The 16,120-nt window shown below is 42.4% G+C and carries 11 protein-coding genes; 8 read left to right on the forward strand and 3 right to left on the reverse strand.

Annotated elements, in window-relative coordinates; genetic code table 11:
- The first annotated feature begins 61 nt into the window (after positions 1-61).
- Positions 62-718, forward strand: coding sequence for a hypothetical protein (locus LWP20_RS15590; RefSeq protein ID WP_242929101.1), 657 nt, complete (start codon positions 62-64; stop codon positions 716-718).
- Positions 719-835: 117 nt separating this feature from the next.
- Here LWP20_RS15590 and LWP20_RS18305 read toward each other — a convergent pair whose 3' ends face one another.
- On the reverse strand, positions 836-1,276 hold the full coding sequence (locus LWP20_RS18305; RefSeq protein ID WP_302467599.1) for a serine acetyltransferase: 441 nt from the start codon (positions 1,274-1,276) through the stop codon (positions 836-838).
- A 541-nt stretch (positions 1,277-1,817) separates the two neighbouring features.
- On the opposite strand from LWP20_RS18305, the gene LWP20_RS15600 reads away from it, so the two are divergent.
- A complete protein-coding gene (locus LWP20_RS15600; RefSeq protein WP_242929102.1) occupies positions 1,818-4,169 on the forward strand; it encodes an alpha-amylase family protein in 2,352 nt (783 codons plus the stop codon).
- A gap of 1,667 nt (positions 4,170-5,836) precedes the next feature.
- On the opposite strand, the gene LWP20_RS15605 is transcribed toward LWP20_RS15600, so the two are convergent.
- Positions 5,837-8,167, reverse strand: a complete 2,331-nt coding sequence (locus tag LWP20_RS15605; RefSeq protein WP_242929103.1) for an ABC transporter permease — start codon at positions 8,165-8,167, stop codon at positions 5,837-5,839.
- Positions 8,168-9,006: 839 nt separating this feature from the next.
- Between LWP20_RS15605 and LWP20_RS15610 the strand changes: the two genes are divergently transcribed.
- The 4 genes from LWP20_RS15610 to LWP20_RS15625 all read left to right on the forward strand — a co-directional run bounded on the left by LWP20_RS15610 (position 9,007) and on the right by LWP20_RS15625 (position 13,208).
- Complete coding sequence (locus LWP20_RS15610; RefSeq protein ID WP_242929104.1) at positions 9,007-9,834, forward strand: helix-turn-helix domain-containing protein; 828 nt, start codon at positions 9,007-9,009, stop codon at positions 9,832-9,834.
- 67 nt (positions 9,835-9,901) lie between these two features.
- Positions 9,902-10,807, forward strand: a complete 906-nt coding sequence (locus LWP20_RS15615) for a hypothetical protein (RefSeq protein ID WP_242929105.1) — start codon at positions 9,902-9,904, stop codon at positions 10,805-10,807.
- A 501-nt stretch (positions 10,808-11,308) separates the two neighbouring features.
- Positions 11,309-12,541, forward strand: coding sequence for an FISUMP domain-containing protein (locus tag LWP20_RS15620; protein ID WP_242929106.1), 1,233 nt, complete (start codon positions 11,309-11,311; stop codon positions 12,539-12,541).
- Between the two features lie 361 nt (positions 12,542-12,902).
- The gene (locus LWP20_RS15625; protein WP_242929107.1) at positions 12,903-13,208 is read left to right on the forward strand and encodes a GIY-YIG nuclease family protein; all 306 of its coding nucleotides are present in this window, start codon (positions 12,903-12,905) and stop codon (positions 13,206-13,208) included.
- Between the two features lie 184 nt (positions 13,209-13,392).
- Here LWP20_RS15625 and LWP20_RS15630 read toward each other — a convergent pair whose 3' ends face one another.
- A complete protein-coding gene (locus LWP20_RS15630; RefSeq protein WP_242929108.1) occupies positions 13,393-13,593 on the reverse strand; it encodes a hypothetical protein in 201 nt (66 codons plus the stop codon).
- 166 nt (positions 13,594-13,759) lie between these two features.
- On the opposite strand from LWP20_RS15630, the gene LWP20_RS15635 reads away from it, so the two are divergent.
- Entirely contained in the window at positions 13,760-14,509 is a 750-nt protein-coding gene (locus LWP20_RS15635; RefSeq protein WP_242929109.1) for a DUF2490 domain-containing protein, read from the forward strand.
- Between the two features lie 183 nt (positions 14,510-14,692).
- A complete protein-coding gene (locus tag LWP20_RS15640; protein WP_242929133.1) occupies positions 14,693-16,087 on the forward strand; it encodes an MATE family efflux transporter in 1,395 nt (464 codons plus the stop codon).
- The last annotated feature ends 33 nt before the right edge of the window (positions 16,088-16,120 follow it).

The raw sequence follows: 16,120 nt of genomic DNA on the forward strand, positions 1-16,120 counted from the left end.
CAGGTTTTCTTCCCTATATAGTTCAATTCGATAATTTATATCATTCAAAAGCAATTCCGCTATGAAAAAACAAATCAATCCAACTAAAATATTACTGTATTTATTTATCTCATTCTTAATTGTAGGAGGTCAGGCTTGTGATCATATGGATGATGAAGATGTTGTTCCGTCTCCAAACACATCACCACCAACACCAGCAATTAATCCAACAGGGAGGGTATTTGACCTTAATGTAGATCTGATTCCGGCTAATGATAGTAGCTACTATTATTTTTATACTAGCTTCGATTCGCTCAATGTTGCACTCGACTCTTTAGATGTCGTGTTGGCTTACATTGAATATGATATTGATATCGACACAGCAGGTAACATTTTAAGTATTTGGACTCTTTTGCCTCACACAAGGTATTTATCTGATAATCAGCGAGGAGTCTTTTATGAGTTCTTCTTTTCACGTTACAACTTTTTCCTGACCGCTGAATCTCCTTTCAATTTAATTGATACACCGAGTTTGATTCAAAACCAAGTTTTCAGACTCGTAGTTATACCTGGAGAAGTCCTCGCAGCTACATCGGGAGGAAGTATGCATATCGATTACTCTAACTACGATGAGGTGATCAAGCGATTTGGTATTTCAGAAAGCAATGTGAAAAGGATTGATATAAAATCTTTGGATTCAGATTTTTCAAAATCAACCATTAACAAAGGGTTATTCTGAAAAATTGGATAAGCACGTTGGCTGAATTTAATTAAACCTGCGCATAGCTTTCTAAAATGATTCTGAAGATCACCTTCAGGTATAGAGCGTTTGTTTGATTGCGTTTAAATACCAATCTTAATTTGCCTGAACAAGCAATTCCGGCTCCATCTGCTGCTCTAAATTGGTAGGTTTCAGCTGCTTGATGCCACGTGCCGGGTTGCCTACGGCTATGCAATTATCAGGTATGTCTTTCACCACCACAGAACCGGCGCCGATACGGACATTGTTACCGATCCGGACCTCGCCAATGATGCACACATTAGAGCCAAGTTCCACATTGTTGCCAATTACCGGAGAACCGGAATAGCTGCCATCCTCACGCCGGATGTTACCGAGTGTGGTGGAGTGCCGGAAGAAACAGTTTTCACCTATTACTGTACACCCGTTAACCACGAGCGCCTGACCGTGCCCCAGATAGAAATTCTTTCCGACCATAGTCCAGTGTGGCAGTTCTATACCCAGGAACCACTCGACGAGTACTTTGTAAAAGGCCAGATATGGCAGCCAGATCTCCATCAGGTGTTTCCCGAGGCGTCAAAAAGAAAATATCCGGTCTGAGCCTGAAAGTCTCCCCACTTAGGGGTTCTCCTGCCACAGTCCGCTCATAGCCCATGTTAACAAAGGAGTTTCTGGCCACTTCGCGGTTGGGTAGCACATAATGGTTGGTAATCAGCAGCTCCTCACCGATCAGCCAACCCGTACCATACCCATTGCCAGCAATATCGACCCTCTCCCACCTCCAGGTATTTACTCACAACAGCCAAATCCCTGTTAATTGGTTCGATAATTCTACCCTTCAGACTACTATTATAAAAAAGCCGCTCTATATTAAATGGAGCGGCTTTTTTGGTTCGTTAAATTTCCCCTTTGGTTAGAATTATCGAACTCAGATCTTGCCCCACAACGTTCGTCTATACCCCATCTATGAACATATTGTGTTTATTATAGATAAACGATGTTAAAACGTTATATACCAACATTATATATAGAATATTAGTATATAATTTTCTTTATTTTACTTTCAGAAAATATTTTATCCACACTTTAACCCAAACCTATGATTAAAATTTTACACAATTCTAAGAAAACGATCAGTGCTCTGGCCGGAGCATTATTGCTCCTTTCAGCAAACCCGGTGGCTGCCCAAGATGACGTTATGATGCAGGCCTTTTACTGGGATGTACCGGTAGATGCGACCAACAAGAACGGTACCTGGTGGGATAACCTTACAGCTAAATCCAATGGTATGAAAGCTGCTGGTTTTAAAGCGCTGTGGGTGCCCTCTCCGGCTAAAGGCAACTTTGGTATTTACGACATGGGTTATGGCATTTTCGACCATTACGACTTGGGCAACTATAACCAGAAAGGTACTGTAGAAACCCGCTTTGGTAGTAGAAGCGAGCTGCAATCCATGATCACTAAGATGCATTCGAATGGCATTCATGTGTATGCTGATATCGTGTTGAATCACCTGTACACAAGCGACACAGAATCGGAGACAAACCCGGCTGTAAAAAAATATGTATTTGACCAGGCCTACCGAAATGGCACCCAGTACCAGGCCTATCCTACCAATGAAATAACCTGGGTAATCCCTAACGCTACTGCCGGCGATTATTACATCCAGATCAAAGGGTATCTGTTGCAGTGGAGCGCTGCGAAAGGTGAAAGAGGCTATGATGTGTCTATCGACTGGACAGGGGCTGGCGCCAACGGTACTCCTACCTGGGAAACCGAACCAAACAACGGTGGCGGTCAGTTCAACGTGTTCCCTGGCTCGGGTAAAACAGTTCAGGCACATATCGAATCGCAATCAGATATTGACGAGTACAAAATAACTGTAACCTCTCCGCGTGACATTGTGATTAAACTGACAGCTAAAAGAGAGCAGAATCCTTTCTCTTGGGAGTGGGCATCGCAGGAGAACGGCTATTACCCTGTAAATATCTGGTACAACGGCAGTAACCTTGCAAATACCTCTCTGCAGGCTCGTACCAATACAGGAATAAAGTATGTAAACCATACCGGTACAGGAGAGCCAAACTATACCTGGAACTATACCAACTTCCACCCAGTAGATAACAGCGACTGGCTGGGTTTTGCAGGCTCTGATGAGATCATCACGAATACCAAAATGTTTGGTAACGACTTTAACACCTTCAGCACGACTGTGCAGACTAGATTTATGGACTGGGGCAAATGGCTGGTAAACGTTATTGGTTTTGATGGTTTCCGCCTTGACTTTGTAAGAGGTTTCCAGGAACCATATGTAGCAAGCTGGGTAAAAAGTCTGCCGTTGCTAAATGGTGGTCAGCGCTTTATAGTTGGTGAGTACTGGGGCTCTGATGCCAGGATAAAGAACTGGGTAAATGCAGTTGCTAGTAACGGCGCCGATGTAGACGGCTTCGACTTCCCGTTGAAGAACACACTGAAGGATATGTGCAACGGCAACCAGGGCAGCTTTGATATGAAATGGCTGAATACTGCCGGCATGGTGCGCAATTCAAGCGGTAATTCACTGCCAGGCACCTCGGTAGTAACTTTTGTAGATAACCATGACACCGGAAAGGAGCACGACAAATGGGTGACCAAAGACTTTAAGATGGCCTATGCTTACATTCTTACCCACGAAGGAAGACCGTGTGTTTTCTACTCGCACTATTATGGCGTAACTCAGGTAGATGCCCACAATTCGTCTTATACCGTACAGGCACCGTCGAGCCTGCAGGGTGATATTAATAAACTGATGTTTGCCCGCAGAACGTATATGGGCGGTTCCCTTTCTGTACTAAGCCAGACCGGTAATCCTTACCCATCAGCTGATACTTATAACACTTACGTAGCACGTCGTCAGGGCAATGGCACCAAGAACGGAGCCATAATAGTTATAAACAACCATGATTCGGCTACCAAAGGTTTGTGGATTGATAGTTCGCCTGCGGGCTATCAGAACTGGGCAAATACCAAATTAGTAAATGCCTTTGACCCTACACAAACTGCCCAGGTACAAAGTGACGGACGTGTATTCGTATCTGCTCCTGCCAGAGGCTACACAGTTTGGGTAAAGGAAAGTGAGTATGTTGCTTACTCGGCACCTGCTCATGTTAGCGCCTTGCAGGCAACTGATATTCCATCAGTATCAGATCAGGCATTTACAGTAGAACAGAACTTCCCGAACCCATTTAGCTCAAACACAACTATAAACTTTACTATTCCGGAAATGGGTAACGTGAAAGTAAGCGTGTATGATGCCATGGGCCAGTTAAAGGAGGTAGTGGTGAACAGCATGTATGAGACAGGCTCGCACGAGTTGAACTGGAGTGGGTCTGCTTTACCAAGCGGTACTTACCTGTGCACGGTAAACTATAACAATAAACTGATTACTAAACGCATGATCGTAATTAGATAAAAGTATAAAAGGCAGTAGACAATATAGAAGTCATTTATCTAAAAGAGGATAGTCATAAATACTGGCTAGAATTATTATATTAAAATTATACAAAATTAAAGAACGTCCTATTGCTCTGCTACTGCTGAAAGAGTGTGACAATTTCATTAATTGAATTACATAAAAGCCTATTAGAGCAATCTAGTAGGCTTTTCTTTTTAAGGAATTTATAATTACGTTAATAAAATAAGCTACCGAGTAAAGTTAAATAATAAGTTGTGTTCATTCCGGCATGCTATCAATTGGGTTATATAGTCGCTAAGCAGTATAAAGACATCATCATAAAAAAGAAATCAGCATAGCCTGAAGGGTATTTGAGTAAGTGGATATAAGGAGCCCCAGCACCGCCAGCAGAAAAACGACGGCAACTATATAGATAGTGATTAAGCTGCCTCCGATACAATACCATACCCTACCCAGGAAATATGGAGTCCGATTGTCAGCACAAAGAGGCCGAGAATCCATAAGGAGGAAAGTTTTCTAAGTATAAAATGGTGCTTTTAAATAGGCTTATCTATGATCCCAAAGTCTTTAAGTTTGATGATCTGTATACGGTAGCCCAGCAACATTCCAACAAGATTGCTGTCTGTCCGGTAGACGCCTCCATCTACTTTTTATAGAAACCGATGTGCATTTAACAAGCTCCTATGCACGCTTTATGTATGTTAAAGAGTTAGAGTTCTCTCACGAAATCAAAGAAATTAACAAGGCAAAGATATACCTATACTTAAACAAGGATGAAACGAGCCTTAGTGAAGATGACCGTAACCAGTTGGACCAGTCGCATAGGCAGACATTTGATAATCATGGAATAAAATACCATGAAGGACGAGTTAAGCAGGCAGTAGAGGTCATTAAAAGCCAACTGGGCATTCCATCTGAACATCTACAAAGTCTCTAAATAGTCTTTTACCACCGAAAAATCCTGGTGGAAATGGTTCGATAATTCCATCTTTTGGTCTACACAGTAAAACTTAAAAAGCCACTTATTTGATCAAATAAGCAGCTTTTTTGTTTCTAGAGTAATATATGAGTAACAGAAAAGATTTATGTATTGTTACTCTCCTATTTTGGGGTGTTTACGCCATGTTTTGATTTTGTATTTCTCCTGCCATTTAATCTAAGTGAAACTATGGCTAATTCACCAATTTAGCTAAGAGTCTACAGAGTGGCTCTTGTTTCAAGAGAATTCACACAGCTATCTAAAATGGAAGGTTTGACACTACCGGGTAAACTATAAACTAGACCTTCTTTCTCTTACTTCAACCTTCTCTCCTTTTCATTTATAGCATCAAACCAGAAGTACCTAAAATAGTATGGCTATACTTGTCCAACTCTGTGATATAAGTTCACCCATATCTGCTTTGCTTGTGAAGTAGTCAATAGGATAACGTTTGTGTTTTCGCAGTGGTGCGCTTCCGAAGCCGCGTCCTGTCCCACGAAACCAAACGTAGAACGAAGTTAAAAAACATATAGCTTACACCGCACCATTACAGAAACATTTTGCTAGCAACATGAGCCTTTCTTCTCGCAATTAGTGTCGGTCGTTACATTGTCGTCATGGAGTCGTGGAGTGGAATTAATTGTCTCGCCATCGTCATAACATGCCAATGAATGTTTTACCTTTTTTACTCTACTTTTAAAACTTTTACAGGTTCAATTTGCGCCGCTCGAATGGTTTGGGACAGGACAGTCAGTAACCCGACTATAGCAACCGAACCAAAGCCTATACTTACATTTAGAAGACTTAAATCAACATGACTGCCCATTTCTTTTCTTAATAAATCACCGCAAAACAAGCCAGCCGGAACGCCAATAAGTCCGGCAATTAGGATAAGAAAGCCAAAATTTCTGGTAACTGTCCACACCAATTCTATGTTGCTGGCTCCCATTACTTTTCTTATACCCAGTTCTTTAGTGCGAATTTCTACGGAGTAGCTTGCTATGCCTAAAATGCCCAAAGCAGCGATTATCATTACTATAAGGGCGAAGAATCCAAAAAACCCTATTCTTTCTCTACTGCCTTCTCCTGAATAATCGTCTTTAAAGTTATAGAGATTTGCTGTTTTTTCAGGAAAGTGGTTTTGCCACAAGGATTGAATGGCTTTGGTCACTTCCAATTCTGTATCTGGCTTTATCTTTATGATCAGGGTGGTTATTTCATTTGGCAAATACCGATATATTAAAGGAATTGGTTCGTCAAAAAATTGATTGGGCATGATGCCAATGACTTGTACATAGGCAGAGTCCAGTAATAGCGCTTGTCCCACTAAAGTCTCCGATTTGGATTCCAATAATTTTGCAGCAGCTTCATTCACCAACACATATTGCTCAATATTTTGGGGCATGTTTTCAGGAAAATTTTGCCCAGATTTTAAGCTGATATCTTCTGTTTCAATTGTTTTAGGGTCAATGCTTACATAGTTTATTATCAAGGTTTTATCATTTAATTGTACAGAAGATTTGCCCATTTTAAAAGCATCAAAATACCAGTTAGTCGCCAAAGTCGTTTCTACTTGACTTAACCGGCTTATTTCGTTTTGCAGGGTTTCATATTTTTCACCTTTCAAATCAAGTGTCAGGACATTAGGTGGAATGGTTAAGCTAATGATTGCATTATTTTTTCTTTCATAATCGACTAATATGACAAAAAATATCATTAGCATGGTGGTCACTGAAAATTGTAAGACAATCAAAGCCTTGTAAACAGTAACACTCTGGAACAGCTTTATATTCTTCATTTTACGCAAAACCTGTATGGGCTGAAACGCTGACAATAGCCATGATGGAAATGCCCCTGCGACTAAGCCTGTGATAACTGCGTAGGTTAACAAGCCTAAAATCAAGGTTGGATCATAAGAAAACGCCAAATCCATTTCGGGTATATAGTGCATTAAAATCTCAACACATGGCATTGTAAACAACAAAGCAAACAGGGAAACAAGGGTCGATTCCATTAAAAACTGACCAATAATTTGTCCTCTTGTTGCGCCTATCGTTTTGCGAATCCCTACTTCTCGCGCTCGGGAGAAGGCACGCGCCAATGCCAAACTGATGTAGTTGAAAGCAGATAAAAGGGTTAGGGATAGAATTAAGGATAGCTGCGTTTTTATGCCCGTCCAATCGACGCCCGCATTGTGGTCATTTTTAATGTCTTTGTTTCGAGGGGTAATATCATCTATGGGTTGTGCCAAAAATTGAAGATTGCTCTTCTCCAATTTCTGGTTATAGTTTTGGAGCGTTGTATTGAGCTGCTTTAAATTATCTTCTGATTTTAAACGTGCGTAAATTGCTACACTCTTGAAGTCTCCCCAATTTTGTGAAATATTAGGGATTGCCCCCTTTTTTTCAAGCATTTCAGCTGAATTAATAGAAAGCATTGCCTCAATGGGTAGATGTGTTTCTAAAGGTGGGTCTTGGATAATTCCCCCAACAGTATAAGAACCTAAGTTTTCAAATTGAACAGTTTGTCCTAAAGCATTGGTGCTACCAAATATCTTTTCTGCTGTTTTCTCAGTTAAAAAAAGGGTGGTGGGATTATTCGTAAGGCTTTGTGCATTACCTGACAACAGTTTAAAGCCAAAAACATCAAAAAGAGAAGGCTCTGAAAATTTTATGTCAATAGGTACATCACCTCCGTCGGTTTGCAAATTATGTTTTCCTGCCAGACGTACTTTTACCGTTTTTTCAACAAAGGAGACGCTATCCATTTGAATCGCCAATGGCAATGGAGCTGTTGCCCATTTAGTTTGTTCCACCTCATTTGTTTCCTGCGTGAGTATCCTCACTATTTGATTTAATTTTGGATGAAAATGGTCTGTATCGTGATTGGCTTTTAGGCCTGTAAAAAGAATAACACCAACCGCCATACTCAGTGACAAGCTCAGTATATTGACTAATGAAAAAAGTTTGTTTTTCCAGAGTATCCGTATAGCGATTTTTAGATTGTTCTTTATCATGACTTAAAGAGTTGACTTTAAATGAAAAAACAGGCTGAATACTGAGGGGGACCTCTCAATTCTATTGGCCAATTTTTCTCATAAAATACAATTAATTATAAATATTTTATACAGATTTTTGTTCAAAACGGTTTGATTTTGGTACTCTTGTCATATCGATTTGATACAGTCAAGTACAAAATATTTTACACCCAAATGAGACTGCGGCACTTACTTTTATATCAGTGGGTGTTTGCCGTGGAGAAGCTTATTGGTAGGATTGTCAAACGTTTCATTGTTGTCTGGGAACATTTGTCGGGTGACAATAAAGGGCATTGTTGTATATGGGTAGTTAATATAGGTGCTTAATAGAGATTATATAATGTTCTTATTAATTAATTCAACGCATGGATGGTATGAGAGTAGATGAAAAACTTTGCTGTGGTAGCTTATTAGTGCGCATAATATGGCTTCAAGCCTAACAATCTCTTAGCATAAAGCACACTCTCCTTAAGCAGCCAAATCCTTGTGGAAATGGTTCGATAATTCCATCCTTTGGTTCTACTAAAAAAGCTCATCAGTTGATTTTGAAGGGCTTTTTTATTTTAACTCTCCCCATTTAAAGCCTACAACTAGCTGCACATATCCAAATACGACCTTACCTTCCTGATTTATTTTATACCTGACAACACCATAAAGAGCTGAACGTATCAAAAGACACGATTAATAAATAAGTGTTTCTTACCAATAAGAATTTAACAGCAATCAGAATATAACTGGGATATTGCTTTAATTAGTAACTTCACAGACATATTGTACCTGCTATACCGGCAATTTCCTTACTTTCTAAAAGTATAACTTTGCAGACAAGATTCTACACACCAAATGTTTTGCTACAGGAGTTCATCAACTGTATCATGGTTGTACATGCCGAAGTAGAAACGAACTCAACTGCTGTAATTTGCCCCTACCCTCCTGCCCCCCAAAACTCTCTTTTCTTTTACATCAATGATTGTATCAGTGTACAAAAACAGGGCGATACCAAATTTACTATGCAGCCAAGGAGTGTGGTGGTAGGCCCTATGGTAACACGTGTTTTACTGGATATTAACAAAAGCCATAAAGCCGTTCGGGTCGGATTTCATCCGGGTGGTTTACATCGTTTCCTGGGGATTTCAATGGCCGAAATGATCGATGAACATTACGATGCAACAGCTGTCTTTGGACGTGATATAGAGCAAGTGAATACCAGGTTGCAGGAAGCTAAGAGCTTTGATGAGATAAAGAATGTAGTGGAGCAGTTCCTGCTCCAAAAGGTAAGTTACATCAAACCCGCTTTACCTTTCGACAGGGCCATGCTTGAACTCATGCGCGTAAACGGTAATATTCCTATTGAACAGATAGCCTCCCTTGCTTGCCTGAGCCTGCGCCAGTTTGAACGTGTGAGCAAAGAACGAATCGGGCTACCCCCTAAATTTTTTGCACGCCTCATACGTTTCTCCAAAGCCTACCGGATGCGGGAGAACTTCCCTGAGCTAAGTTGGACACACATTGCCTACGAATGCGGCTATTTCGACCAGATGCATTTCATTCGCGACTTTAAACAGTTTGCTGGTGTAGCGCCGAGTATCATAGAAAAAGAATTGGAGAAAACTCCCGTCCGCTTGCAGGCTGAATTACGCTTATAGTTGTCGTTTTTATACTATTCCATGTCGGTTTATACTTCGAAATTTGATTAAACTAAAAATCAGATTTATGAAACCGTACATTTTACTTTCCATGGTAGTTGCCTTGTTACTGGCCCAGCCAGCAGAGGCCCAGCAATACAAACAGCTCCACGCTTTAAACAACCACAAAGCACAAGTATACTATAGCGCCGGTCATGCTGATCGGGCAAATACTATAGCTACCCGGGTTGACAAGGCAATGTCTTATTACCAGCAATTACTTGGTTTTAAGCCTACGGTTACGCTGCTCATACTAAGCCCGGATGACTGGACAAAGTATACGAATGTGCCTGTAGTTTATGGCATGCCCCATTATGCTGATGACAAAACGCTGGTAATGGCTGCCGAAGACAATGCATTCTGGAAGAGTTTTATTCCTCCGCTGGACCAACTGCCACAGGATTTAAGTGACCAACTCAAATCAGCGTACCAAGACGAAAAAGGCAACCTGAGTATGCAACCCTTCTTTGACCTGCTGGCCCTGCATGAACTTGGACATGCCTTTCATTTTCAGGCGGGACTTAACATGCAACGCAAATGGCTGGGAGAGCTTTTTGCCAATACCTTGCTTCATACTTATGTAGCCGAAAAGGAACCGAAATCTTTGCCTGCCTTAACGCTTTTCCCGCAGATGGTTGTAGGCAGTGGTGCAAAGGAATATACTTATACCAGCCTGCACGACGTAGACCAACGTTACGATGAAATAGGCCAGAAACATCCCAAAAACTATGGTTGGTATCAATCCAGGTGGCACATGGCAGCCGGACAAATTTATGATGCTGGTGGCAAGTTGGTAAGCCGACAACTATGGAATGCACTTAAAAGTGAAGAAAAGAAATTAAACGATCACCAATTGTTGACAGTTTTGGAAAAGCAGGCTCATAAAAGCTATGCCGATATGGTGAAGAATTGGGACCGGGATACAAAACTATAGTAACCATAATTTCACAACTACCTATACTCATGCACATAAGTATTTTTTGCTTTTAAGTATGTTCGAATTGTAAAATATCAGCTAATAAAGTAGCCACCTGATAGGGATAATTCGATCATTTGGCTTACATCTACAATCAATAACCCGCTTATTTATCTAAATAAGCGGGTTATTGATTTCACAGCAACATAAAAAAATAAAAACACTTTTGTCCTCAAACTCTCCTTCTTCAAATCTACCACTTATAAATCTTCCCCTTTTGCTCCACAGCGTTCGCTATCGAACAGGAATTGTTCATTATCGAACAAGAACAGATTTGAAAAACCCTAAATGGGAGCTTCTAAGAACATTTTTAAAAAATGGCACACCAATTGATAAAACACAATAAAATCATACTATTATTTAATTTATTACAGCGCTTATGAAACAGACTTAAACTTGAATTCCAGATCAAAAGCTACCACACATTCTTAATCCACTTACAAAATAAAACTATTGATAATGAGAAAGTTAAAAAATTTAATTTCCAGCTTATTGCTGGGAGCCATGGTTGCTTTTACATTTAGCAGCTGCGATAAAGAAGATGCCAAGCCGTCGAATCCCACTGATCCGACTTCTCCTACAGATGATGAAGTGATAGAGACTCCTTTCACTGCTATTCCTGCGAAGTTTGTCGGTACCTGGTATATTGACCATAACCAAGGTCCTCTTTCTGCTAATTGGGAACAGGGTACTTTTCAAGGTGAGCAGGGTTTCCGCGAATTCAGGACAATTGTGATGACGGCAGATGGGAAAAATGCGGTGGAGTATACATCTGATGTAACGAATGTGGGTGATGAAGTAAAACAGTACATCTACAAAATGACAGGAACATTAGAGCACCAGGCCAATCCGAATACAATCACATTTCATGCAAAATCGGGTAAAATGCGGGTGTTTAGCAACAAATACACTGGCTACAAGGAATCTGATATTATTACCAAAGATGTAAAAGTTTATAAAACGGTTTTCATTAACCCAGAGGCCTCTACTTATACCAACTCTCCGAACTTTATGACAGCCAAACGACTAGATGGCAATATGCAGCAGTCTGTGAGGTTTAAAAAAGTGGAAGGAGGCACCAGTACCCCTACCAGCCCTGGAGGACTATACTCGCAGCCACCAGCCACAGGTACATATGTTCAAATTGGCGATAAATACTACCCGACTGTAACTATAGGTAACCTGGAGTGGATGTCGGTTAACTACGCAGGGCCTGGCGGATTAAACGATGCTGACAATCCTGAGTATGGCACTTTTCTGAAGTATGAAGATGTAACAGATATTCAGGTACCCGCAGGTTGGCGGCTACCAACGCGGCAAGACTATCTTGCACTTTTGAAGTCGCAGGGCATTGTATATAATGAAATCTGGGATAGTACTGACGGATCCGATTTACAATCGAAGCGATTGCTGGGCCAATTAATGTCTGCTACTGGCTGGCTGAAACAGGACGGGTATGCAAACAATAAGTCTGGTTTTAATGCTGTGCCTGGTAACCTGATGGTAACCTCAGGCAACCCACAAGGCAAAGGCACCAACTGCCTGCTCTGGACAGCCAACAAAGATACAGAAGACAACCCGATTGTGTTTAAAATCATCCAGTTACCAAGCGACACATATGCTTCTTTCTCAGGTCAGCCTATCGGGTATAACCCGCCGCACGTGCCCGTAAGGTTTGTTAAAAACAAATAAAGACAGTGTCTGATGGGATACTCTAGTTTTAAATTAATCCAACAGGAAATCATGATTACTGCATCAGTATAAGATAAAACAGTAGCTAACTCCATTTGGGTTAGAACTATAATCCAAACAACAGGTCTATATCAAAAAACTAAAAAGCCGCTTCATATAAATGAAGCGGCTTTTTAATTATACGGTAATTGAAATCCTTTATCTCTTTTCCAATAATTTGTACTCATAAGTAATCTTCTCCACCGACCCTTCTTCAAAAGTTTTTACTGCACTTACAGATCAAATTTCTCCAGGGCTCGAAATGACAGAATGGAGATCTTCACTTGCTAACAGGATTACTTACGCTTTCGTAGTGTATTACATGCGCAGTCATAACTACTTTGTGTATATTACCACCAACCCAACAAAAACGGTACTTTACATCGGAGTGACAAATACACTGCAGCGGCGGCTGGAGGAGCATGCACTTAACGCAGGTATTGCTGAAACTTTTGCGGGGCGTTATCACTGCCATTATCTGGTATACTATGAGCGATATTCCCAAGTACATCATGCCATAGAACGCGAAAAGGAGCTTAAGAAGTGGAACCGAAAGAAGAAAGAGGCGCTCATACAAAGTATAAACCCCAACTGGAATTTTCTGAATGAACAGGTGCAGGAAGATTAGAAAATTTCAGCGACTATTAGACCAAGCTGGAATTTACCATTCTGTCATTTCGACCAACGGGAGAAATCTGAAATAACCAAACCTGTATTATACTTCAGATCTCTCCTTTCGTCGAGATGACAGTTTAGTATTTGTCATTTCGAGCCCTGGCGAGAAATCCGGGTTAATCACCGACTGCCTCAGATTACTCCTCAAACCCCTCCCGCATACCCTTCAGATGCGCGTAGCACACCGGGCTGCTGAATCCGCTTTGCTCCTCTGTTTGAACAGGCTCAGTACCCGCATGTTCCGGAGCGCGCAGTTTATACTTTGGCACCATCTTCAGCGCTGCCTTCTGAAAACTTATGCCAAACACCAGGCGTTGCCAAAGTGGGTAATGTTGCATACGAACCTAAGTTTAAAAAATAAAGATCTCCTGTTTTATACGCAGGCACAGCAGCTGCAGCGCCATCTGCTTTACCCGGTAATCCTACTTATTGCCTTGCACCATACCACAGTATTGGGAAAGAAACAACTAGGAGTTTATACTTAATGGTGCCAATTTTAACAGCATGAAAGCAAAAGTAACCCTCCTGGGCCTGGTATTGGCGCTACTAGCCCTGCTGCCAATCAGATCCTTCGCGCAGAACGAGCGCATAAAAGACACCAATGCCAATGGCTGGTACATGTACTTCGGCGACCATAAAGTGGCCGACCGCTGGGGCATCCATGCGGAGCTACAACTCCGGCGCTACAATATTATCAAAGATCCGCAGCAAGTGCTTATCCGCACCGGCATTAATTACGACCTTGCGTCAAACGCCCTGTTTACGCTGGGCTATGGCTTCATCGAAACCTACCCATACGGCGATTATCCGGCAGCTTCGCGGTTTCCGGAGCAGCGCCTTTACCAGCAGCTACAGCTAAAAGGCAACCTGGACCGGCTGGGCCTTACGCACCGCTACCGCCTGGAGCAACGCTGGGTAAAACAACCCGACGCCAGCGATTATACTTACCTGAACCGCGCACGCTACATGCTCAAAGCCACCCTGCCGCTCGCCGGCACCAGCCTGGAGCCGAAAGAGTTTTTTGTGGCAGCCTACGATGAGGTATTTGTTGGCTTCGGCGAGAACGTAAAAAAGAATATATTCGACCAGAACAGGGCCTACGCAGCTTTTGGCTATAAACTAAGCAACGCTGCCTCGCTTGAGCTGGGCTATCTGAACCAGATCGTACAAAAAGCCAACGGAGTAGTTTTCGAACACAACCATACCCTGCAGGTGAGCTTTTTCCATACCCTCAACTTCGCCTCACAGGAATAACAGGCATTTAGTACCAGCTGAATGATTCAACATAGCAAACACTTTTTTTAACAATCATCAAAAGCAAAAAACGGTAAGCTATAAATGGCTTCACAAGTTTTCCGGGATTGCTGCCTAACGTATAAAACTTGGCATGACCTACTTCCCGTAAGTCTGCAATACCACCACACCGAGCGCACCTCCATGAACGATGTTAAAGGATTTCTACAGCTGATATGGTCTGCAGTAAAAGGCAAAGAGAATGACTATACCACGCTGGGCATAAGGACAAGTATTGTGCTGCTGGCCGTTCCCATGATCCTAGAAATGCTGATGGAATCGCTGTTTGCTGTAGTGGACATCTTTTTTGTCGGCAGGCTTGGGTCAGACGCGCTGGCAACCGTTGGCCTCACCGAATCCATACTTATGCTGATCTATGCCGTTGGTATGGGCATCAGCATTGCTGCCACAGCGATGGTATCGCGCCGCTTTGGCGAAAAGAACTACCGCAAAGCAGGCAGCATTACGTTTCAGTTACTGGTTACCGGAACCGTGCTAGCACTTTTACTTGGAGGCACTGCCTTATACTTTGCACCCGAAATACTGACTTTGATGGGTGCATCAGCCGGAGTTCTGGCAACAGGAACCGGCTATACACGCATCATATTTGCGGGTAATTTTGCCATCATCCTACTCTTCCTGATAAACGGTGCCTTCAGGGGAGCGGGTTTGCCACACCTGGCTATGCGCGCTCTCTGGATCGCGAACGCCTTCAACATCGTGCTGGACCCGATCCTGATCTTCGGAATAGGCTCTTTTACTGGCCTGGGGCTGGAAGGAGCTGCCTGGGCAACAACCTTAGGGCGCAGTATTGGGGTGGTATACCAGCTTTACCATCTGCTTAATGGCAAACATTCTTTAAAGATCCTGCGCGAAAACCTGGTGATCCGGGTTACTGTAATTCTTAAAATCCTGAAGGTTTCGTCCGGCGGCATTGGCCAGTACCTCATCGACTCTGCCAGCTGGATCTTTCTGACCCGCATAATAGCTGAATTCGGAAGTAACGCCCTGGCCGGGTATACCATTGCGTTTCGTATCATCATATTTACGCTGCTGCCGGCCTGGGGCCTTAGTTCTGCCGCAGCCACGCTGGTAGGCCAGAACCTGGGTGCCCGTAAAGCTAAAAGAGCCGAAGTGGCGGTATGGCTTACAGCACGTTACAATGTTATCTTCATGGCAGTGGTTACGCTGGTCTTCCTGCTCTTTGGCAAGCAAATGTCTGCCTTCTTTTCTCAGGATGCCGAAGTTATCAGCATTTCCTCCGAAGCGTTGAAGATCATCACGCTGGGTTATATCTTTTTCGGGCTGGGCATGGTTATGGTGCAGGCTTTTAACGGAGCCGGCGACACCAGAACGCCAGCGCTCATCAACATCGGTGTACTTTGGCTGATAGAGATACCACTAGCCTATACACTGGCACTTATACTTAAACTGGAAGCAACCGGCATTTTCATAGCCATTGCTATATGCCACTCCCTGCATGCCCTGGTAAGCTGGTGGTTTTTCAGGCAGGGCAAATGGAAGAAGACCCAGGTATAAAAATGGCTGTATGCATCATGCAAAGTATACACC

The sequence above is a fragment of the Pontibacter vulgaris genome, assembly GCF_022758145.1.
Classification (GTDB): Bacteria; Bacteroidota; Bacteroidia; order Cytophagales; family Hymenobacteraceae; genus Pontibacter; species Pontibacter vulgaris.